Origin of the sequence: Shewanella fidelis ATCC BAA-318 (assembly GCF_000518605.1) — a bacterium.
Classification (GTDB): Bacteria; Pseudomonadota; Gammaproteobacteria; order Enterobacterales; family Shewanellaceae; genus Shewanella; species Shewanella fidelis.
In genome coordinates this window covers 315238-336528 of record NZ_KI912460.1, presented here as the reverse complement: position 1 = coordinate 336528, position 21291 = coordinate 315238, and the positions used below count along the sequence as shown (strand labels likewise).

Annotated in this window: 18 protein-coding genes; 14 read left to right on the top strand and 4 right to left on the bottom strand. The window is 42.1% G+C overall.

Annotated features, from left to right (window positions below):
* Positions 1 to 155 precede the first annotated feature (155 nt).
* Positions 156 to 2855 carry a DNA gyrase subunit A gene (gene gyrA / locus L884_RS0119355; protein ID WP_028769036.1) on the top strand — a complete coding sequence of 900 codons (2700 nt, stop codon included), beginning with the start codon at positions 156 to 158 and terminating at the stop codon, positions 2853 to 2855.
* 140 nt (positions 2856 to 2995) lie between these two features.
* Here the strand turns inward: gyrA and L884_RS0119350 are convergent, their stop codons facing one another.
* Positions 2996 to 4147 carry a serine hydrolase domain-containing protein gene (locus L884_RS0119350; protein WP_028769035.1) on the bottom strand — a complete coding sequence of 384 codons (1152 nt, stop codon included), beginning with the start codon at positions 4145 to 4147 and terminating at the stop codon, positions 2996 to 2998.
* 339 nt (positions 4148 to 4486) lie between these two features.
* Here L884_RS0119350 and serC point away from each other — a divergent pair, with 339 nt between their 5' ends.
* Positions 4487 to 5578 (top strand): 3-phosphoserine/phosphohydroxythreonine transaminase, encoded by a 1092-nt coding sequence (serC, locus tag L884_RS0119345; RefSeq protein WP_028769034.1) that lies wholly within the window; start codon positions 4487 to 4489, stop codon positions 5576 to 5578.
* Positions 5579 to 5671: 93 nt separating this feature from the next.
* Here serC and L884_RS0119340 read toward each other — a convergent pair whose 3' ends face one another.
* On the bottom strand, positions 5672 to 6865 hold the full coding sequence (locus tag L884_RS0119340; RefSeq protein ID WP_028769033.1) for an amino acid aminotransferase: 1194 nt from the start codon (positions 6863 to 6865) through the stop codon (positions 5672 to 5674).
* Positions 6866 to 7304: 439 nt separating this feature from the next.
* Here L884_RS0119340 and aroA point away from each other — a divergent pair, with 439 nt between their 5' ends.
* The 11 genes from aroA (at position 7305) to L884_RS0119285 (ending at position 18953) form a co-directional block, all read left to right on the top strand.
* Positions 7305 to 8591, top strand: coding sequence for a 3-phosphoshikimate 1-carboxyvinyltransferase (gene aroA / locus L884_RS0119335; RefSeq protein WP_028769032.1), 1287 nt, complete (start codon positions 7305 to 7307; stop codon positions 8589 to 8591).
* 174 nt (positions 8592 to 8765) lie between these two features.
* Positions 8766 to 9458, top strand: coding sequence for a (d)CMP kinase (gene cmk, locus L884_RS0119330; RefSeq protein WP_028769031.1), 693 nt, complete (start codon positions 8766 to 8768; stop codon positions 9456 to 9458).
* Between the two features lie 98 nt (positions 9459 to 9556).
* Positions 9557 to 11224: a 30S ribosomal protein S1 gene (gene rpsA, locus L884_RS0119325; RefSeq protein WP_028769030.1), complete on the top strand. Its 1668-nt coding sequence runs from the start codon at positions 9557 to 9559 to the stop codon at positions 11222 to 11224.
* Between the two features lie 73 nt (positions 11225 to 11297).
* Positions 11298 to 11585: an integration host factor subunit beta gene (ihfB, locus tag L884_RS0119320; RefSeq protein WP_028769029.1), complete on the top strand. Its 288-nt coding sequence runs from the start codon at positions 11298 to 11300 to the stop codon at positions 11583 to 11585.
* A gap of 123 nt (positions 11586 to 11708) precedes the next feature.
* Positions 11709 to 12038 (top strand): LapA family protein, encoded by a 330-nt coding sequence (locus L884_RS22435; protein ID WP_051435698.1) that lies wholly within the window; start codon positions 11709 to 11711, stop codon positions 12036 to 12038.
* Position 12039: 1 nt separating this feature from the next.
* The gene (gene lapB / locus L884_RS0119310) at positions 12040 to 13200 is read left to right on the top strand and encodes a lipopolysaccharide assembly protein LapB (RefSeq protein WP_028769027.1); all 1161 of its coding nucleotides are present in this window, start codon (positions 12040 to 12042) and stop codon (positions 13198 to 13200) included.
* Between the two features lie 55 nt (positions 13201 to 13255).
* Positions 13256 to 13951: an orotidine-5'-phosphate decarboxylase gene (gene pyrF, locus L884_RS0119305; protein ID WP_028769026.1), complete on the top strand. Its 696-nt coding sequence runs from the start codon at positions 13256 to 13258 to the stop codon at positions 13949 to 13951.
* Positions 13952 to 14065: 114 nt separating this feature from the next.
* A complete protein-coding gene (locus L884_RS0119300; protein ID WP_028769025.1) occupies positions 14066 to 14875 on the top strand; it encodes an SDR family oxidoreductase in 810 nt (269 codons plus the stop codon).
* Between the two features lie 29 nt (positions 14876 to 14904).
* On the top strand, positions 14905 to 15447 hold the full coding sequence (locus tag L884_RS0119295; protein WP_028769024.1) for a DUF2058 domain-containing protein: 543 nt from the start codon (positions 14905 to 14907) through the stop codon (positions 15445 to 15447).
* A gap of 276 nt (positions 15448 to 15723) precedes the next feature.
* On the top strand, positions 15724 to 16881 hold the full coding sequence (gene nhaA, locus L884_RS0119290) for a Na+/H+ antiporter NhaA (protein WP_028769023.1): 1158 nt from the start codon (positions 15724 to 15726) through the stop codon (positions 16879 to 16881).
* A 311-nt stretch (positions 16882 to 17192) separates the two neighbouring features.
* Positions 17193 to 18953, top strand: coding sequence for an acyl-CoA dehydrogenase family protein (locus L884_RS0119285; protein ID WP_028769022.1), 1761 nt, complete (start codon positions 17193 to 17195; stop codon positions 18951 to 18953).
* Positions 18954 to 19040: 87 nt separating this feature from the next.
* Here L884_RS0119285 and dacB read toward each other — a convergent pair whose 3' ends face one another.
* Together dacB and L884_RS0119275 are read right to left on the bottom strand one after the other, a co-directional pair.
* The gene (dacB, locus tag L884_RS22430; RefSeq protein ID WP_084221473.1) at positions 19041 to 20453 is read right to left on the bottom strand and encodes a D-alanyl-D-alanine carboxypeptidase/D-alanyl-D-alanine endopeptidase; all 1413 of its coding nucleotides are present in this window, start codon (positions 20451 to 20453) and stop codon (positions 19041 to 19043) included.
* Positions 20454 to 20514: 61 nt separating this feature from the next.
* Entirely contained in the window at positions 20515 to 20694 is a 180-nt protein-coding gene (locus L884_RS0119275; protein ID WP_028769021.1) for a hypothetical protein, read from the bottom strand.
* Positions 20695 to 20948: 254 nt separating this feature from the next.
* Between L884_RS0119275 and L884_RS0119270 the strand changes: the two genes are divergently transcribed.
* A complete protein-coding gene (locus L884_RS0119270) occupies positions 20949 to 21281 on the top strand; it encodes a DUF1904 family protein (RefSeq protein ID WP_028769020.1) in 333 nt (110 codons plus the stop codon).
* The last annotated feature ends 10 nt before the right edge of the window (positions 21282 to 21291 follow it).

Sequence of the window (21291 nt, the reverse complement as noted above, 5' to 3'; positions counted from 1 at the left end):
TCAAGAGTATTGCCTTTTTAAGCTTATTTAAAATGAATCGATATTTGGGTCTAGCGCCATCAAATAACTGTGTTAGAATGCCAAATCACGTTTTCAAGCTTCGTTATTCTAGGAAATAGGGATAGCGCGCTAAATTTCAGGGGATCGAGCAGTTTATGACTGATCTGGCTTCATCTATAACACCAATTAATATTGAAGACGAATTAAAAAATTCATATTTAGATTACGCAATGAGCGTAATCGTTGGCCGTGCACTACCGGACGTTCGTGACGGTCTAAAGCCGGTTCACCGCCGCGTACTATTCGCGATGAGCGAATTGAAAAACGACTGGAACAAGCCTTATAAAAAGTCGGCTCGTGTTGTTGGTGACGTAATCGGTAAATATCACCCTCATGGTGATACCGCTGTATATGACACAATTGTTCGTTTGGCTCAGCCATTCTCTATGCGCTACCCACTCATCGATGGTCAAGGTAACTTCGGTTCTGTTGACGGTGATGCGGCAGCGGCAATGCGTTATACCGAAATCCGTATGGATAAGGTGGCGCATCAATTATTAGCTGACTTAGATAAAGAGACAGTTGATTTCGTACCTAACTATGACGGTACTGAGTTTATTCCTGCAGTATTACCTACACGTATCCCAGCACTATTAGTGAATGGTTCGTCTGGTATTGCGGTTGGTATGGCGACAAACATTCCGCCACACAACTTAAGTGAAGTTATCGCGGGTTGTTTAGCCTTGATTGAAGAACCTGCGCTGTCAATTGAACAGCTAATGGAACACATTCCAGGCCCTGACTTCCCAACAGCTGCAATTATCAATGGCCGTAAGGGCATTATTGACGCATACAAGACTGGCCGCGGTCGTGCTGTTATGCGTGCTCGTGCAGAAATTGAAGAAGATAATGGTCGTGAGCGTATTATCGTTCATGAAATTCCATATCAAGTTAACAAGGCGCGTTTGATTGAAAAGATCGCTGAGCTTGTTAAAGATAAAAAGATTGAAGGGATCAGTGGCCTACGCGACGAGTCTGATAAAGACGGTATGCGTATTGTTGTTGAGATCAAGCGCGGCGAAGTGGGTGAAGTTGTACTAAACAACTTATATGCACAAACACAAATGCAATGTTCTTTTGGTATTAACATGGTTGCGTTGACTAACGGTCAACCAAAACTGTTTAACCTAAAAGAGATGCTAGAGTGCTTTATTCTTCACCGTCGTGAAGTTGTTACTCGCCGTACAGTATTTGAACTGCGTAAAGCGCGTGAACGTGCTCATATTCTTGAAGCATTAGCGGTAGCACTTGCTAATATCGATCCAATTATTGCATTGATTAAAGCATCACCAACTCCAGCTGAAGCAAAAGTTAAGCTTGTTGCACAAGGTTGGGAGCTTGGCCATGTTAAAGGCATGCTTGAAAAAGCAGGTGATGACGCAGCACGTCCTGAATGGTTAGAGCCAGAATACGGTATTCGTGATGGCCAGTACTTCTTAACTGAGCAACAAGCTCAAGCGATCCTTGAACTTCGTCTACACCGCTTAACCGGTTTAGAGCACGATAAGATCATCGCTGAATACGAAGAGCTGTTAGAGATTATCGCAGAGCTATTACATATCCTTTCAAGCCCACAACGTTTGATGGAAGTGATTAAGGAAGAGCTTGAAGAAGTATTAGCAAATTACGGTGATGAGCGTCGTACTGTCATTAACGCTAACGAAGTTGATATGAGCTTAGAAGATCTTATCAACGAAGAAGACGTAGTGGTGACATTGTCTCACCTTGGTTACGCTAAGTATCAAGCACTTTCTGATTACCAAGCACAGCGCCGTGGTGGTAAAGGTAAAGCTGCGACTAAAGTTAAAGATGAAGACTTCGTCGAAAAACTACTCGTTGCGAATACCCATGACACCATCTTGTGTTTCTCTGACTTTGGTAAGATGTACTGGCTTAAAGTTTACCAGTTACCATTGGCTAGCCGCACATCTCGTGGTCGTCCAATTGTTAACTTGTTACCACTTGCTGAAGGTGAGCGGATCACTGCAATCCTACCTGTACGTGAATATGCTGAAGATAAGTATATTATCATGGCTACATCACACGGTACGGTTAAGAAAACAGCACTAACCGCTTACAGTAACCCACGTGCAAACGGTATTATTGCGGTTAACTTGAAAGATGGTGATCAGCTAATTGGTGTTGATATCACCGATGGTAGTGACGATATCATGCTGTTCTCTAACGAAGGTAAAGTGGTTCGCTTTAACGAGAAAGCACGTAGCTCTGAAACCGGTGAAGTGAAGATTGACCCAGAAACAGGTGAAGAAGTTATTGCACTGCGTGCTATGGGCCGTACCGCAACTGGTGTACGTGGTATCAAACTTGAAGAAGGACAAACGGTTGTATCGTTAATCGTTCCTAAAGGTGACGGTGCAATCTTAACTGTGACTGAAAATGGTTACGGTAAGCGCACAGAGCTAAGTGAATACCCAGCTAAGAGCCGTGGTACTAAAGGTGTAGTTTCAATTAAAGTGAGCGAGCGTAACGGTGCCGTTGTTGGCGCGGTTCAAGTTGGCGCTAATGATGAAATCATGCTGATCAGTAACAAAGGCACCTTAGTTCGTACCCCTGCAGAAGGTGTATCAACTATTGGTCGTAACACTCAAGGTGTAACGATTATCCGCACCGCAGCAGATGAAAAGGTTGTTGGCTTACAACGTATTGACGAAATTCAGGAGCCTGAAGTCGAGTTAGACGCAGAAGGCAATCCAGTTATTACAGAGGCAACAGCAGAGTCTGAAGCGTCAGTAGCAACTGAAAGCGAAACTGAAACGCCAAAAACTGAAGATTAATCTATGCGAGATTAGTCGTTAGAAAAGAAAGGATGCCAATGGCATCCTTTTTTTAGTCCTAAGCTATGGGCTTCAGTAGAGAAGCTTAAGCTAAACATGGTGCTGGGATTATAAAGCCGCCTTCAAGAGAAGGCGGAATATTAATGACCTAATTGTTTAGCCTGTTTGAAGGTATCGCGCCAAAAGTTTGAGCTTAACTCAGCAATGACTCTCGATTCGCCATTGAGTAACATAGCCATACCAATATTAAGCTCAGGTGAATACGAGATCTCGGCAACGTAACCTGCAACCCAGCCAGCATGGTAGATTAGTGGCCTACCATTAAACTCATAAACGCGCCATCCTTTACCATAATGAGCCTTATCTAAATATTGGCGCCAATCTCTACGGCGAAGTTCTCGGGTGGTTTTTACACCTGGAGTCGTTACATCTTCGATAATGCTCGCTGACAATACCTCGGGGTTTTGGCCTAAGTTTGCTATTAACCATTTAGACATGTCGTTGATACTCGCATTAACACCAGCAGCAGATGCTAATTGATAATAGTTAGGTTTAACTTTTACTTGTTTAAAACCATGTTTGGTTTTTATATGAGGTTCTGCACGATTCTGTGTTTGTTCAAAAGCGCTAAAGCCGATTGAAGCTGAATTCATGTTCAGAGGGGAGAATATCCTTTGTTGGATCAGTTCTTCATAGCTAAGATCGGTTTGTTTCTCAATGGCTGTTTCGATAAACGAAAAGGCAACGTTTTGGTAGCCATAACAAATTCCCGGCTTACAAATAGGGGTTAGTTCATCAAATTTATTGATGATCTTAGCCATTTTGACATTGCTATTAATGAGATTATCGTAGCTATTCGGCATCAATCCTGTGCTATGGCCAATAATATGCTCTAGGGTGATGCTATCTGCTTGAGCTTTGTTGGCTAAGGTAAATTCAGGTAGATAATTAACGATCGGTTGTTGCCAATCTAGTTTTTCTTCTTCAACCAACATTGAAGCAAGTGTACCTGCAAAGGTTTTTGATACCGATGCTAATCGGAAAACGGTATTAGCGTTCACATTTTGAGTTCCGCCTTTTTTCCTTTTACCGTAGCTACTAAGTTTAATCACCTTATCGGTATCAACGATAACAAAAGAGCCGCCTGGTACTTTGTGTTTTTTCAATTGCTGATGAAATTGGCTTTTAAATTTGTCGGCAACAGGGGTGTATTGGGAGGCAAAAGCTTGCTGAAAGGGGAGAACAGCGCCGAGGGAAAGTGTGCTAACAAATAGCATAGGTTTTAAAAACATGTACAGATCCAATGTGCCGTTATAACGGTCTGTTTAGTATATTTTAAGCGTAGCTTGCACTAATGATGCTAATCAATGCGTCCAGTTATTCTTAATAATGACTTTGCTAATTCAATTTAATTTAAATCACTGGATTAGAAGTGAACATGCTATTGCAATTGGTCGACATTTTAACAAAAACAATCACTAATATAAAAATAAAAAAATGTTATTAACCAAAACGATGTATTAGAACATTCGCGCCATTTTTTGATTTTAGCCGTCAGCTAGTTAGGATATACTGCTATCAAGAACAACAGAACCAAACGTTTCTACTAATAACAATAGAAGGACAAGAATGTGAGCGCGATTTTTAATTTCTGTGCCGGCCCTGCCATGTTGCCCCAAGCTGTAATGCAAAAGGCTCAGCAAGAATTATTAAACTGGAATGACCAAGGCGTTTCCGTTATGGAGATAAGTCATCGCAGTAAGGAGTTTATCGCGCTAACGCAACAGGCTGAGTCCAACTTGCGTGAGCTAATGGAAATCCCCGATAATTATCATGTGTTGTTTATGCACGGCGGTGGACGCGGTCAGTTCTCTGCGGTAGTCAATAACTTCCTCGGTGACAATGGTAAGGCTTTGTATCTAATTGATGGTAGTTGGTCAAAAGCCGCTGTTGAAGAAGCTGAGAAGCTAGCGGGTAAAGATAATATTGATTGTATTAATATTGTTGATACGGTTGCTGGCAAGCGTCAAGTTTCTGTGCCGGATCTGACTCAAATCGATAAAGACTATCGCTATGTGCACTACTGTCCAAATGAGACGGTTGATGGTATTGAAATTTTTGAAAGTTTAAATAGTCCTTGGCCTGTGATTGCCGACATGTCTTCAAACATTTTGTCACGTAAGATTGATGTAAGCCAATTTGGCCTGATCTACGCTGGCGCACAAAAAAATATTGGTCCGTCAGGGTTAAGTATTGTGATTGTTCGAGAAGATATGTTGGCGTTACCAAGTCTAACTCAATCTTCGATTATGGATTATCGTTTAGCTGTTGCAAACGACTCAATGTATAACACACCACCGACTTTCGCCTGGTACTTAGCCGCTGAAGTGTTTAGCTGGCTGAAAAGTGTTGGCGGCGTGGCAGAAATGGAACTACGAAATATTGAAAAGGCTAAACGTCTTTATCAATGTATCGATCAGTTAGACTTTTATGTTAGTGGAGTCGCCCCACAAAACCGTAGTCGAATGAACGTGACGTTCCAATTAACAAATTCAGAGCTAGATAGTAAGTTCTTAGCAGAAGCTCAAGCAGCAGGCCTTGTTGCGTTGAAAGGTCATCGTATGGTTGGCGGTATGCGGGCTAGTATTTATAACGCCATGCCATTAGAAGGTGTTGATGCCTTAGTGAAGTTTATGACTGACTTTGCTGCCAAAAACGCGTAATTCAAGTAAGCGATAAAAGTTTTGATACTAAAAAGCCGATACATCATGTATCGGCTTTTTATTAGGTGGATAAGGCACCAATCAGAGCGATGTTTAGCAAATTACTTTAGCAATAGATTCTGCTAAGTAATCGACATTACCATGGCCAATACCGGCTATACTGATCCGGCTTGAATCAACCATATATACACTGTAATGCTGTTGTAATTCAGCCACTTGATCTGGCGTTATGCCTAGGAAAGAAAACATGCCTTTTTGCTCTGCTATAAAGTCAAAATTCTGCTGAACGCCTTTTTCTTTGAGCTTAGCTACGAGCATAGCGCGATTACCATTGATGCGTTCTCGCATCTCTGTTAGCTCGGCTAGCCACTCTTGTTTTAATGTTTCAGAACCTAAAATAGTTTCAACAATTGCCGCACCATGAGCTGGCGGCATAGAATAAATACAGCGAACGACATAAAGTAGAACTGAAAATGCGATGTCAGAGCGAGCTGCATCCTTACCGATAATGGTGCAGGCACCGATACGTTCACGGTACAAGCCAAAGTTTTTCGAGCACGAGCTACACAGAATCATGGTGTCCACTGCGGCAGCCATGTTTCGAACGCCGTAAGCGTCCTCATCAACACCTACACCAAAACCTTGGTATGCCATGTCTATTAGTGGGGTAAAGCCTTGATTAGCGATGATTGCAATGATCTCGTCCCACTGTTCGTTGGTTAAGTCCATTCCACTAGGGTTGTGGCAACAAGCGTGTAGCAATACAACGTCATCTGCACTGATTGAACTCAGTGCTGTTTTCATTTCATCAAACTTTAATCTCTTATTATCGTAATCATAATAAGGGTAAGTTTTAACCGTAATTCCAGCCGCCTCAAACAAACCTGTGTGATTAGCCCATGTAGGATCGCTTACCCAAAGAGTTGCGTTAGGGTTGCAACGTTTAATGAAATCAGCTGCAACTCTTAATGCACCTGTTCCCCCCGGGGTTGATACGGTGCGTACTCTATTTGCTAGCAGTGCAGGATGGTCGCTACCAAATGCTAGTTCTGACATTAATTGATTGAAGTCAGCTGAACCAGTAGGGCCGATGTAAACTTTGGTTGACTCAGTATCTAAACGGAACTTTTCAGCTTTCTTCACACAAGTAAGAATAGGGGTGTGTCCTGCTTCATCTTTGTAAACGCCAACTCCTAAGTCGACTTTTTGTGAGTGAGGATCTTCGCGGTACTTCGTCAGCAAGCCTAAGATAGGATCGGCAGGCATAGCGGTCAATTTGTTAAACATGGCTCCATTTACCTTTTATTGTGTTCGGCTGTCGATTAGCCGTTTCTCATTATGAAGTTAGATTAACGTAATTAAGCCAAGGATGAACAGCGCTGCTTTACATTTTAATCAATAATTCTTTTGGAAATTTTTCATTCCATAGTACATATTAAGCCCGATTAACGGGTTTCAAACAAATTAAGTTTAACTCCATATTTTTCCAACTTGAGCATAATTTGGGTATTAAGGGGTCGTTTTAGTAAAAAAGTGTTGAAACCTGTGCGCCAATGAGTAATTTTATTACTACGAAGTTCAAACAATCGCGAAATGATGATCACTTTGTCGTGGTGATCAAAAATTTGCTGGGAAAACCACCAAATTGTCCAAGTCATCTAGCATGAACATCTACTGTTAACCCGCAGGTGAGTTTGACTCCTGCAGCCATAATAAGAAGTACGCAATGAATCAATTACGCATAGAGCCCATCAGTAAAGTATCTGGAACCATTAATATTCCAGGTTCAAAAAGTATTTCAAATCGAGCGCTATTATTAGCAACCCTTGCCAAAGGCACCACGACACTGACCAATCTGCTCGATTCTGATGATATTCGTTATATGTTGGCGTCATTAAAGCAGTTAGGCGTTAATTACCGTCTTTCAGAAAACAACACTGTGTGTGAGTTAGAAGGTCTAGCTGGGCCTTTGAATGCCGCTGATGCACAAACATTATTTTTAGGTAATGCTGGTACAGCAATGCGTCCGTTATGCGCAGCGCTAACTCTGGGGCAAGGCGAGTTTACGTTAACAGGTGAACCTCGCATGGAAGAAAGGCCGATTGGAGATTTAGTTGATGCGCTGCGACAATTGGGGGCAGATGTTACTTATCTAAAAAATGAAGGTTTTCCACCGTTAAGTATAACTTCTACAGGCCTCAACGGTGGTGATGTTGAGATTGCAGGCGATCTATCTAGTCAATTTTTAACAGCGCTTCTTATGGTAGCTCCTTTGGCTCAAGGAGATGTTAATATCAAGATCAAAGGTGAATTAGTCTCTAAACCTTATATTGATATTACCTTGGCACTAATGAAACAATTTGGTGTAAAAGTACAAAACAACGATTATCAGTCGTTCGTTATCCAAGCCGGACAAAGTTACCAATCACCGGGCAAAGTACTTGTTGAAGGTGACGCATCATCGGCATCGTACTTCTTAGCTGCCGGCGCAATTCAAGGTGGTGAGGTTAAAGTCACTGGGGTTGGCAAACTATCTATTCAAGGTGACGTTAAATTTGCTGATGTGCTTGAGAAGATGGGCGCTGAAATAGAGTGGGGCGACGATTACATTATTGCTAGAAAAGCCAAATTGACTGCTGTCGACCTCGATATGAATCATATACCAGATGCAGCCATGACTATCGCCACCGCCGCGTTATTTGCAACCGGAACCACCCATATTCGCAATATCTATAACTGGCGGATTAAAGAAACGGACCGTTTAGCTGCAATGGCAACTGAGCTTAGAAAAGTAGGGGCGATTGTTGATGAAGGCCATGATTATATTAGTGTTACTCCACCAGAGCAGTTAAATACTGCTGCAATTGACACCTATAATGACCATAGAATGGCAATGTGCTTTTCGATGCTGGCTTTTGCTGATTGTGGTATTACCATCAATGAGCCTGAGTGTACTTCAAAAACATTCCCCGACTATTTCAAGCAATTTAGCGCACTGTCTCAACAGGCTTAATCCTTTCTAACAGGTGATGTTTGGTCAGGTTACAGCTACGTAACCTGACATTTTACTGAACCAAGCTCGCGATTATTTGAAGTTTTTGCCGCTTTCTTACATTACATGGTTTATAATGCGCGCGCTCATTTTTCGGTTATATCAAGGAAGATGCAATTTCTTGTGGAGGATTTTATGTCAGAAAGGGCGCCTGTTGTCACTGTTGACGGCCCAAGCGGTGCGGGAAAAGGTACTATTAGTCAATTGCTTGCAGAGCGTTTAGGCTTCAAGTTATTAGACAGTGGTGCGATATACCGTGTATTAGCCTTAGCTGCTATTCACCATAATGTAGAGCTAGATAATGAAGAATCATTAACTTTACTTGCAGCACATTTAGATGTGCAATTTATAACAAGCAGTGAAGGTAAAGGGATTAAAGTTGTACTTGAAGGCGAAGACGTGTCGCTAACGATACGCAGCCAAGAATGCTCAAATGCGGCCTCCAAAGTGGCGGCATTTCCTCGTGTAAGAGAAGCCTTATTACGTCGTCAGCGTGCTTTTGCCGAAGCACCGGGTTTGATTGCTGATGGTCGTGATATGGGAACGGTTGTATTTCCAAATACACCAGTAAAACTTTATTTAACCGCATCAGCGGAAGAAAGAGCCCAAAGACGCTATAATCAGTTGCAGGACAAGGGCTTCGATGTTAATATCGATCAACTTTTGTCTGAGATTAAAGAGCGTGACGACCGCGATATGAATCGTAGTGTCGCTCCTTTGGTGCCTGCCGAAGATGCTTTGGTTATCGATACGACCAATATTAATATTGAAGATGTGTTAGCTATGGCGCTAACTCATATTCAACAAAAGCTCCAAGTACAGGCGTAAGCCGGTACTTAACTATTCGTTTCATGGAAGGGACGAATTATTAATCTGACTCCACGTCCAGGAAGGTCCGTGGTTTATTTAAAGAAAGTAACTTAAACATGACTGAATCTTTTGCTGATCTATTTGAACAATCCCTTAATGAACTTGAATTCCGTCCTGGTTCTATCGTACGTGGTGTAGTTGTAGCCATCGAAAACGGTATGGTACTAGTTGACGCAGGTCTTAAGTCTGAAAGCCCAATCCCAGCTGAACAGTTCAAGAACGCTCAAGGCGCTCTAGAAATCGCAGTTGGCGACGAAGTTGACGTAGCTCTTGACTCTGTTGAAGATGGTTTCGGTGAAACTCAACTTTCTCGTGAGAAAGCTAAGCGTCACGAAGCTTGGATCGTTCTAGAAAAAGCGTACGAAGATGCTGAAACTGTTATCGGTATCATCAATGGTAAGGTTAAAGGCGGTTTCACTGTTGAATTAAACGGTATCCGTGCATTCCTACCAGGTTCTCTAGTTGACGTTCGCCCAGTTCGCGACACAGCTCACCTAGAAAACAAAGAATTAGAATTCAAAGTTATCAAGCTTGACCAGAAGCGTAACAACGTTGTTGTTTCTCGTCGTGCAGTTATCGAATCTGAAAGCAGCGCAGAGCGTGATGCTCTTCTTGAGAACCTTCAAGAAGGTCAATCAGTTAAAGGTATCGTTAAGAACCTTACTGACTACGGTGCGTTCGTTGATCTTGGCGGTGTTGACGGTCTTCTACATATCACTGATATGGCTTGGAAGCGTGTTAAGCACCCATCTGAAATCGTTAATGTTGGTGACGAAATCAACGTTAAAGTTCTTAAGTATGACCGTGAGCGTACACGCGTATCACTAGGTCTTAAGCAACTTGGCGAAGATCCATGGTTAGAAATCAGCAAGCGCTACCCAGAAAACACACGTTTAACTGGTCGCGTAACTAACCTAACTGACTACGGTTGTTTCGTTGAAATCGAAGAAGGCGTTGAAGGTCTTGTTCACGTTTCTGAAATGGATTGGACTAACAAGAACATCCACCCATCTAAGGTTGTTAACCTAGGTGATGAGGTTGAAGTTCTAGTTCTAGACATCGATGAAGAGCGTCGTCGTATTTCTCTAGGTCTTAAGCAATGTAAGACTAACCCATGGGATGATTTCGCTGAGCGTTTCAACAAGGGCGACAAAGTTTCTGGTAAGATCAAGTCTATCACTGACTTCGGTATCTTCATCGGTCTTGACGGCGGCATCGACGGTCTAGTTCACCTTTCTGACATTTCTTGGAATGGTACTGGCGAAGACGCAGTTGCTGAATACAAGAAAGGCGACGAAATCCACGCTGTAGTTCTATCTGTAGACCCAGAGCGTGAGCGTATCAGCTTAGGCGTTAAGCAAACTGAAGACGATCCATTCAATGCATACCTTGCTGACAAGAAGAAAGGTGTTGTAGTAAATGGTGTTGTTACTGCAGTTGACGCAAAAGGTGTTACAATTGAACTAGCTGAGACTGTTGAAGGTTACCTTCGCGTTTCAGATATCTCTCGTGAGCGCATCGAAGATGCATCTACAGTTTACTCTGTAGGTGACAAAGTTGAATCTAAGTTCATGGGTGTAGATCGTAAGAACCGCACCATCAGCCTATCTATCCGTGCTAAGGATGAAGCTGAAGAGAAAGAAGCAATGGCTAGCTTGAACAAGCAAGATGACGTTGCTATGAGCAGCGCAATGGCTGAAGCGTTCAAAGCAGCTCGTAAATAATCGCCTTGAAGTTCAGGGGTGCTTGCGCCCCTAAAAGGTGACTGTGTTTGGCTTGATAAATAGAGGGTATAGGATGACTAAATCCGAGCTAATCGAAAAACTTGCCACTAGGCAGTCGCAGCTGTCTGCGAAAGAAGTGGAAGCAGCTATCAAAGAAATGTTGGAGCAAATGGCCGAAACATTAGAAGGTGGAGATCGTATTGAGATCCGCGGATTTGGTAGTTTTTCTCTTCATTATCGTGCACCACGCACTGGCCGTAACCCAAAAACTGGTACTTCAGTTGAATTGGAAGGCAAGTACGTACCGCACTTTAAACCAGGCAAAGAACTGCGCGAACGTGTTGATGCAATTAACGCGTAATTTACATTGTATTAAAAGCCTCCATTAGGAGGCTTTTTTATATCTAAAACTTAGGTATAGCTAGCTAGTTCACTCATTTTCTTAGATAATCAAAGCTTACCCACGCGTTCAATGGAGCTTAACGTGAAGTCATTTATCATTGCCTTTTTTGTCGCTGTACTTTTCATATTGGCGCTAATTTTTGGAGCGCGTAATGAACAGATCGTTACGATAAGTTACTTTGTTGCTCAGGGAGAGTTTAGACTGCCAGTGGTACTTGCTTGTGTATTTCTTGCTGGTTTCTTATTGAGCTGGATATTTGCTATGTATCATATCGCAGGCTTAAAACTCGCGTTACGTCGCAATAGAAAGCAATTGGCACTCGCTGAGGCTAAGATAGACCAAACGATGGTAATTGAGGAACCGTCAAAAAAACAGATCACCCAACACAGTAATAACGAAGTAGACGCTTAATATGTTAGAAATCCTCTTTCTGCTTCTTCCTATAGCAGCCGGTTATGGCTGGTATATGGGCCGCAGGAGTGTCAGGCAAAAACAAACTAATCAACGTAAGCAGTTAAGCCGTGATTACTTTACCGGGCTTAATTTTCTGCTTTCTAATGAATCTGATAAGGCGGTCGATCTTTTTATCTCTATGCTTGATGTTGACGACGAGACCATAGATACCCACCTGTCATTAGGGTCATTATTTCGTAAACGTGGTGAAGTCGATCGCTCAATCCGTATCCATCAAAACCTGATCGCAAGACCCAGTTTAACCACAGAGCAAAGAGACATTGCCATGATGGAACTGGGTAAAGATTACCTTGCCGCCGGTTTCTACGACCGCGCAGAAGAAATATTCATCAACTTAGTGAGTCAAGATGACCATAGCGAAGAAGCTGAAACCCAGTTGATTGCTATTTATCAAGTGACTAAAGATTGGCAAAAAGCCATCGATATCATTAAAAAACTCAAGCGTAAGCGCCAAACAGAACTTAAACATGAAACCGCACATTTTTATTGTGAACTCGCGAACGAGACCAATGAAAATGCGCTTAAGTTAAAGTACTTACAATCAGCGATTAAGCAAGATAATCAATGTAGCAGAGCATTACTGACTATTGCCGAGCAGTACCTTGCACAAGAAGATTACAAATCTTGTAAACAAGCAATTGAAAAGTTACTTGCTACAGATATCGATCTGTTTACCGATGTATTAGCTACAGCCAAACAGACTTATCTATTATCAGACGATTGTATCGGTTATCAAGAATTATTACGTGAGGCGATAGAGAAAGGTGCCGGTGCAAGCGTCACGATTACACTAGCACAGCATATGATTGCTCAAGGTGATATCAAAGATGCAGAAAAGCTAATCATGGAAGGCCTAATTAGGCATCCAACCATGAAAAGCTTCCAGCATTTAATGAAAATGCATTTATTACAAGCTGAAGAAGGGCAAGCTAAGAAGAGCTTAACCATGCTGGAACAGCTTGTAGAACAACAAATAAAGTACCGACCTGGATACCGCTGTCGAGAATGCGGTTTTCCATCCCATAGACTTTATTGGCACTGCCCTTCGTGTAAACAGTGGGGCAGCATAAAAAGAATTAGAGGATTGGACGGCGAATAGTCGGCCACCACTATATAAAAACCTAATATTACCCCGCAAAGCGATTGGAGAAACAATGACTGACAAGCCTATTTTAGTTGCCTTAGACTATGATAATAAAAAAGATGCTTTGCAGCTTATCGATCAATTAGACCCGAGTATGTGCCGCCTAAAGGTGGGCAAAGAGATGTTTACGCTGTTTGGACCGCAGTTAGTTACAGATATTCATAGCCGTGGTTTCGAATTATTCCTCGATCTTAAATTTCATGATATTCCTAACACAGTAGCTAAAGCAGTTGCAGCTGCAGCAGAGTTAGGAGTTTGGATGACAAACATTCATGCTACTGGCGGTTTAGCTATGATGGAAGCTGCTAAACGTGCGCTAGAGCCTTATGGCGATAAAGCACCGCTTTTAATCGCAGTTACCGTATTAACATCAATGAGCGATGAAGAGCTGAAACTGTTAGGTATCAATGTTCCTGCTTCTGAACACGTTTTACGATTAGCTGCTTTAACTAAACAAGCCGGCCTTGACGGTGTTGTATGTTCCGCTCAGGAGTCTAGCTTACTCAAGTCAGAATTTGGTCAAGATTTTAAATTGATCACACCGGGTATTCGTCCTGTAGGAAGTGATAATGGGGATCAGCATCGAGTCATGACTCCGCCACAAGCGCTAGCCGCAGGTTCTGACTATTTAGTTATCGGTCGCCCGATTACTAAAGCGGCAGATCCATTAAAAGCGTTACAAGCAATTCACCAAACGATTGCGTAATCCAATTTAGCCGAGTAGGTTAGTGCATAAAAGAGAACGAAGCTTAGTGAATTACCTGAAAGGTTTTTCATTGAGTTTAATCTAAAGCGCTAACCTATAAGGATAAATGGAACCATGTTTGACTATCAGGGAAAAAACGTTGTAGTTGTTGGCGGTACCAGTGGTATTAACCTTGGAATTGCCAAACGCTTTGCCAACGCTGGGGCTAATGTGATTGTTGCAAGCCGAAGCCAAGATAAAGTCAATGCAGCAGTTTCTGAGTTATTACAGGTCAACCCCTCAGGCACCCATTCTGGAACTTGTTTTGATGTAAGGGATTTAGATGCATTAAAGCAGGGCTTCGCAGTTATCCAAGATACTTTTACACATATTGATGTACTTGTTAGTGGCGCAGCTGGAAACTTTCCAGCATCGGCTGAAAAACTGAGTGAGAATGGTTTTAAGTCGGTAATGGACATTGATCTACTCGGTAGTTTTCAAGTGCTAAAACAAGCCTATCCGTTAATGAAGCAACAGGGCGGTGCTATTATCCAAATCTCGGCTCCTCAAGCTTATGTGCCAATGCCTATGCAAGTTCATGTATGTGCGGCCAAAGCTGGAGTGGATATGTTGACTAAAACATTAGCAATTGAGTGGGGGCGTAAAGGGATCAGGATCAACTCTATCGTACCTGGACCTATTGCAGGTACCGAAGGGTTTGATAGACTTGCGCCTAGTGCCGAGTTACAAGCAAAAGTAGCCCAAAGTGTGCCATTAAAGCGTAACGGTGATAGCAATGATGTAGCTAATGCTGCATTATTTTTAGCTTCAGATATGGCGTCTTACATTACAGGTACAGTTTTACCCGTAGATGGGGGCTGGTCACTTGGTGGCGCTGGAGCGGCAATGGCTGAAATTGGTCAATTAGCGCAAAGTAAAAGCTAAGCAGATAAATTAAAGATTAGAGAATTAATATGGCAAACCCATTTCAAGAGCAGTTATTAAAAGCGGGTCTAGTTAGCAAACAAAAAGTGAAAGATACCAAAACGCAAAAACGTCGCGATCGTAAAGCGAAAGTTGATGACGGTTCTGCAGCACTAAAACAAGAGATCGCAGCCAAAAAACAAGCTCAACTAGAAAAAGATAAACAGTTAAACGAACAACGTTTTGCCGAAGCCGCAGAGAAGGGCTTAGTTCGTGGACTTGTCACTGAATTTAAAAAGTTCGCTATTACTCCACCCAAAGATGCTGAGATTAAGTTTAACTTTACTTTTGTAAATAAAATCTATTCGATCTATGTCGATGAAAAAATGCAAAGCGAGCTGCTAAACGGCCATTTAGGCATTGTACGCCACGAAGAGCAAAACTATTTAGTGCCACACAAATTAGCCGAGCGCGTAAATCTGCTGGTACCAGCATGGATTGGCTATCTTTGGACTCAAGAAGACAATACTGACGTCGTGGAAGAAGATGATCCATATGCCGATTACGTCATCCCTGATGATCTAATGTGGTAAGCAAAACCCATTACCTGCGTAAAACAAAAGCCACAATGATCTATTCATTGTGGCTTTTGTTTTAAAAGCTTTAAGCCGTATGCCGAAAATCCGTGTCGCCACAGCAAAATCCCCTGATGTAACCCCCTCACCAGCACCTTAAAAGGCTGCTCACAGTGTTCTCGCTTTGATAAAAAATGCATCGGATAAACCGAGCTTAAAGGTTATAAAGCTCGACTTTTATTGTTTGTAAGAGCGACTATAATAATATGATCTAAATTGAATACAGGAGAAACTATGAGCACATTTATCCGTGACTTTTTCAAAATGGAGTCCGCGGGCGGGATCTTGTTAATCATCGCAGCTGTATTAGCTATGATAGTTGCAAATTCACCAGCCGGTGATGCCTACCAGACTTTTTTAGGTTCGTATGTCATGGGTTTATCGATTTCTCATTGGATCGATGATGCGCTAATGGTGCTATTTTTCCTATTGATTGGATTAGAGGTTAAACGTGAGTTATTAGTAGGCGCATTAAAAAGTAGGGAAGAAGCGATCTTTCCAGCCATTGCGGCGGTTGGTGGAATGGTTGCACCTGCACTGGTCTATATCGCGTTTAACTATGCTGATGCAGAAGCGCTAAAAGGTTGGGCTATTCCTGCAGCGACTGATATTGCTTTTGCCTTAGGCATTATGGCGTTGCTTGGAAATCGGGTTCCTATCGCACTTAAGGTGTTTTTGTTGGCGTTAGCAATTATTGATGATTTAGGTGTGGTGTTGATAATCGCGCTGTTCTATACCAGTGACCTTTCTATGCTGGCTTTATTGGTCTCGCTAATTGCTGTAGCAACATTAGTGATCATGAATATCAAGGGCGTCACCAAGCTAAGCGCTTATCTATTTGTTGGTTTTATTTTGTGGGCAGCGGTACTTAAATCGGGAGTACATGCAACGTTAGCGGGGGTCATCTTAGGTTTTATTATCCCGCTCAAAGGAGAGGTTGGCAAAGAAGAAAGTCATTCACCTTTAAAACGCTTAGAGCATGGTTTACATCCCTACGTGGCATTCTTAGTTTTACCTATCTTTGCTTTCGCCAGTGCAGGTATATCGCTTCAGGGGATCTCATTGACAGATCTCACATCAATGCTGCCTTTGGGGGTTGCCCTTGGGTTACTTATCGGTAAACCTCTGGGGATCTACACTCTAAGTTGGGCTGCGGTAAAGCTAGGTCTGGCAAAGTTACCGAAAGGTGTAGAGTTTACTCATATTTTTGCAGTATCGGTACTTTGTGGTATTGGTTTTACCATGTCGATTTTTATCTCTGGATTGGCATTCTCAGGCGCAAGCGCAGAATATGACACGCTTGCAAGATTAGGTATTTTAATCGGTTCAACTATTTCAGCAGTAGTGGGTTATGTGCTGTTAAATCGTTCACTACCCAATAAAAGTGCCTAGTCATAACACGCTTTAAATTGGTGTTACTGAGCGTTATTTGGACACAGGCTTGCGGTTCCCGCAAGCCTGTGCTGTATTTGGAATCTAGCTGTATTTGGCATCTATTTGCCAAATAAAATATTTTGTGAAAAGTCAGAAGCCATAGTTAACTCAATACCAGCCACGATTCAATTTTGATCTTTAGTACTAAGCCATGACTAGAGGCGGCTTCAGCGAATACGCATAAAAGTTTTGCTCAGTAGGGGGTGCCTTTTGTAGTAACTTCTGATAGATTGAAACAACTGTTTTAATCCACTGTTTAAGAGTACTGTATGAACCCGTATAACGCCCCATTAGCTGAGATGCGCTTTCTACTTGAAAAAGTATTTGATGCCCCGACAACTTGGTCAGAAATGCCTGCAATGGCTGAGTCGGTTGATATAGATACTGCAACAGCAATTCTTGATGAAGCAGACAAAATTTGCCGAGAGTTGATCCATCCTATTAACCGTAGCGGAGATGAGCAAGGCGTTCGTTTCGAAGATGATAACGTGATCACACCTGATGGTTATAAAGAGGTATACAACCAGTATGCGGAAGGTGGCTGGGTTGGCTTATGCGGCGATCCAGAGTTAGGTGGAATGGGGATGCCGAAAATGCTTGGCGTACTGGTAGATGAGATGGGTTATAGTGCCTGTAATGCGTTTACTCTTTACGGCTCGTTAACTGCTGGTGCTGCATTAGCTATTCATGCTCATGGTTCAGAAGAGATAAAGCAACAATATTTACCTATGTTGTACAGCGGTGAATGGTCTGGTGCCATGGATATGACTGAGCCTCAAGCGGGTTCTGATCTACGTAATATCCGTACTAAAGCGGTGCCAAATGACAATGGCAGCTATAACATCACAGGCAGTAAAATCTTTATTACTGGTGGTGACCATGATCTTACCGAAAACGTGATCCATTTGGTGTTGGCAAAGCTACCAAATACATCTGGGATCTCGCTGTTTTTAGTACCTAAGATTAAAGTTAATCAAGATAACAGCCTCGGCGAGCCAAATGGTGTGACGGTAGGTTCGATCGAGCACAAGATGGGCCTAAAGGGTTCTGCCACTTGTGTGATGAATTTTGATGAAGCAGAAGGTTATTTAATTGGTAAACCTAATCGTGGCTTAGTTTGTATGTTTACCATGATGAACTATGAACGTTTAGCAATTGGTATTCAAGGGTTAGGAACATCACAAGCTGCATATCAAATGGCTGCAGATTACGCCAAAGAGCGGATCCAGGGTGTTGCCGCTGGTGGTTCTCCAACTGGTGCTGCTAGCGACCCAATTATTGTGCATGGCGATGTCAGAAGAATGTTGTTAACAATTCGCACATTAACAGAAGCTGGCCGAGCTTTGTCTGTATATACCGGGCAACAGCTCGATCTAGCTAAATATGCTGAAGACAACGACGTAAAAGCAAAGGCCGCACGTTACGTAGGCTTACTGACTCCGGTTTCTAAAGCGTTTTTGAGCGACCGTGGCTTAGATGCTGCCATTATGGCGCAACAGGTTTTCGGTGGACATGGTTATATTCGTGAGACAGGGATCGAGCAACTGGTTCGTGATACCCGTATTGCGCAGATCTATGAAGGGACTAATGGTATTCAAGCCATTGACTTCTTAGGGCGTAAGGTAACCGGCGATAACGTTCAAGCGCTAACCGAATTTGTTAATGAGCAAGTAAGCAATATTAATAGTTACACTCACATCGAAGCTGCCGACAGAACTCAAGTTTTGGCACTATTAGAGCAACTATTACAAGTTGCCAACCAAGTAAACGATAATAAGTTAAAGCAACCGGCATTAATAAATGCCTGCGCCGTAGATTTTCTTGATGCATTCGGTTATACGCTTTATGGCTGTTTCTGGTTGGCTATGTCTGATGCAGCGCAATCTCATGAAGATCCGAAGTTTGCACTGCAAAAAGCTCAGCTTAATCGCTACTATATGGATAAACTGCTCGCGAAAGCGGAGTTCCACTTATCTCAAGTTAGGCAAGGTGATGTATCGATTATGCAGATGGATGCAGCACTGTTCTAATGTTGGAGAGGATTTCTATCTGTTAAAACAGTGATAATTGCAAATAAAAACGCCACTTAGATGTGGCGTTTCTTTTATGATTAAAAATTATTTTCGTAGGATAGATTGTAAGAGTAGTACGCTAAACGGTGCAATTTCAGCGTCCTTTACAGCTGGACTATGACCATTTTCTAAAATCACAAATGGGAGATATAAAGCCTCTTCTTGCTTGATAAAACCTGCTAAATTGACTGCGCCTAACATTGAACCGGTTTTTGCTAAAACTTGTCCTTTTAGGGGCGGCGAGTTATATCCTTTGCGATATTTAAGGGTTCCGCTTTCACCCGCTACAGGAAGCAGTTCAATCAAATAGTTCAGTTGGTTGTCAGACCCAATAAGCAGTAATACTTGATATAGTTGCTGTGCACTTAATAAGTTATAACGCGACAATCCTGAGCCATCAACGATATTGGCCGTTTCTAGATTTATCCCTAACTCTGTCAAAATCCTTGTCATTGCCTTACTGCCATTACTGAATGACCCTGTAGTTCCATAAGTGACCTGTCCAATACGCTTTAGCAAAGAATCCGCAATAAGGTTGTCTGAATGCAGCAGCATAGAACCAATCAGTATGTTTAATGGCTCGGATTGATGCTCTGCTATCAGTAGAGTATTGGCCGGTCGTTTGTTGGTCAGTAGTACATCACCTTTTATCGAAATTTTGTTCTGCTTTAACAGTCCGTCTATGATATTTTGGGCATAGAGGGCCGGATCTGATATTGCGATAGCCAATTTCAACGGCTTTTTACTCGGAAAACAGCCTGACAACTTAAAGTGGTTGTTTTCGTTTCTTTGTAATTCGAGTTCGCAAAAGGGCTTACTAGCCGTTTTATCAAAAATAGCGGTACTGCTAATGGTAATTGGTTGGCTTTTGTCGAAGCTGAGTATTGCTAGATCATCGGCAAGCTTTGGCTCTAGCTTAGCTTTGATACAATTATTGTTGATGATGTATCGAGAAACTGGTGCTGCATAGCAAATTCCTAAATCATCCCAAACCCAGCCAGGTGCTTTGTGGTTTTCTTGTTGTTCGCCAACCAAGTAAACATTGCCTTCAATATGCTGTAAACCTTGCTGTTTGAGTTGTTTAAAAAGCAGATCTAAGTCCGCTTGTTGTAGTGTCGGGTCGCCATCAAAACGGATAAATACGTCACCTTTAATTCGATTGTTAGCAATACCAACGTAGGAATCCACTTGGGTCGAAAAACGGTAGTCTCTTCCTAAAGCCTTTGTAGCTGCAACTGCTGTCAATAGCTTCATGGTGCTCGCTGGCGTGAATAGTTGCTGAGCATTTTGTTGAAAGTGAGTATGTTTATCCTGGGTGATAATGACAGCGGTTTGTGAGGTATTTGGTTTAACGTTTTCGATGATATTGGCTAGATTGTCATCAGCTTTCAATGAACCTGTAAAGCCAATAGCGATTAGGGTAGATAAAATAGGTAAAGAGATAAAACGAGTACCCAAAACTTGGTCCTTTTCTAACGAATATTATCTTGCTTTAGACGTGATCAGTGATGGGCTAATATTAGTCTCTATTGTCACCGGGTTCGTCTTTTTCCATTAGTCGGTATAAACGCAGGGTAACAAACAGTACTAGGCCGAAGAATAGTGGAATAATCAGTAAACCTAGTTGAGCTTTAAAGTGGAAAATAGCCCAAGCTGCCAATAAAACAGCTGCTAGTGTTAGTAATATTTTAAAATTCATTAATGTCTCATACGGATTGATACAAAACTTTATATTAGCAAAATACGCCTATGTTATCTTTGTAAGTTGCAGTAAACATTCTGCGCTAGATCACAAATTTACTGGCATTAATTATCCAAAAAAATGCATAAATAATTAGCTAACAGCGCAAGAACCCAGCTAAAACGAGTGTTAGAGAGCGATATTGATAGAAAATCCTTGCTCATAGGCGCTTAAATCGGTAATTTCTATGCCCTTATCTAGGAGGATCTTTAATGCCGCATGTAAGAGTAAGTGGATTACCTGAATTCGTAGTCGCCACATTAAGTGGTAGTTTACTTGAGGCATTAGCCAACATTTGTCAGGCAAAACCTGAGGCTTTTATACTCGACTGGGTCAATACAAGCCAATATCGAGACGGTGTTAAAATCGAAGATATTGCCCAAGTTGAGGTATTATGGTTTCCAAAAGATCCTGAAACACACCATCGTGCCGAAAAAGCGATTCGTGAAGCTGTATTAGCAGCTTATCCGAGTACAAAACATGTTATTGTCATGTTTAGGCAGCTTGTACCAAGTACATATTACAAAGATGGTCAGCACTATTAAGGAGAGAAGC

What these genes read in the sequence shown, in the direction of transcription:
- nhaA (WP_028769023.1), top strand. Translation starts at nt 15,724, where the DNA reads ATGAGCACATTTATCCGTGACTTTTTCAAAATGGAGTCCGCGGGCGGG.
- L884_RS0119300 (WP_028769025.1), top strand. Translation starts at nt 14,066, where the DNA reads ATGTTTGACTATCAGGGAAAAAACGTTGTAGTTGTTGGCGGTACCAGT.
- L884_RS0119275 (WP_028769021.1), bottom strand. Translation starts at nt 20,694, where the DNA reads ATGAATTTTAAAATATTACTAACACTAGCAGCTGTTTTATTGGCAGCT.
- L884_RS0119340 (WP_028769033.1), bottom strand. Translation starts at nt 6,865, where the DNA reads ATGTTTAACAAATTGACCGCTATGCCTGCCGATCCTATCTTAGGCTTG.
- L884_RS0119295 (WP_028769024.1), top strand. Translation starts at nt 14,905, where the DNA reads ATGGCAAACCCATTTCAAGAGCAGTTATTAAAAGCGGGTCTAGTTAGC.
- lapB (WP_028769027.1), top strand. Translation starts at nt 12,040, where the DNA reads ATGTTAGAAATCCTCTTTCTGCTTCTTCCTATAGCAGCCGGTTATGGC.
- ihfB (WP_028769029.1), top strand. Translation starts at nt 11,298, where the DNA reads ATGACTAAATCCGAGCTAATCGAAAAACTTGCCACTAGGCAGTCGCAG.
- aroA (WP_028769032.1), top strand. Translation starts at nt 7,305, where the DNA reads ATGAATCAATTACGCATAGAGCCCATCAGTAAAGTATCTGGAACCATT.
- L884_RS0119350 (WP_028769035.1), bottom strand. Translation starts at nt 4,147, where the DNA reads ATGTTTTTAAAACCTATGCTATTTGTTAGCACACTTTCCCTCGGCGCT.
- rpsA (WP_028769030.1), top strand. Translation starts at nt 9,557, where the DNA reads ATGACTGAATCTTTTGCTGATCTATTTGAACAATCCCTTAATGAACTT.
- cmk (WP_028769031.1), top strand. Translation starts at nt 8,766, where the DNA reads ATGTCAGAAAGGGCGCCTGTTGTCACTGTTGACGGCCCAAGCGGTGCG.
- pyrF (WP_028769026.1), top strand. Translation starts at nt 13,256, where the DNA reads ATGACTGACAAGCCTATTTTAGTTGCCTTAGACTATGATAATAAAAAA.
- L884_RS0119285 (WP_028769022.1), top strand. Translation starts at nt 17,193, where the DNA reads ATGAACCCGTATAACGCCCCATTAGCTGAGATGCGCTTTCTACTTGAA.
- L884_RS0119270 (WP_028769020.1), top strand. Translation starts at nt 20,949, where the DNA reads ATGCCGCATGTAAGAGTAAGTGGATTACCTGAATTCGTAGTCGCCACA.
- gyrA (WP_028769036.1), top strand. Translation starts at nt 156, where the DNA reads ATGACTGATCTGGCTTCATCTATAACACCAATTAATATTGAAGACGAA.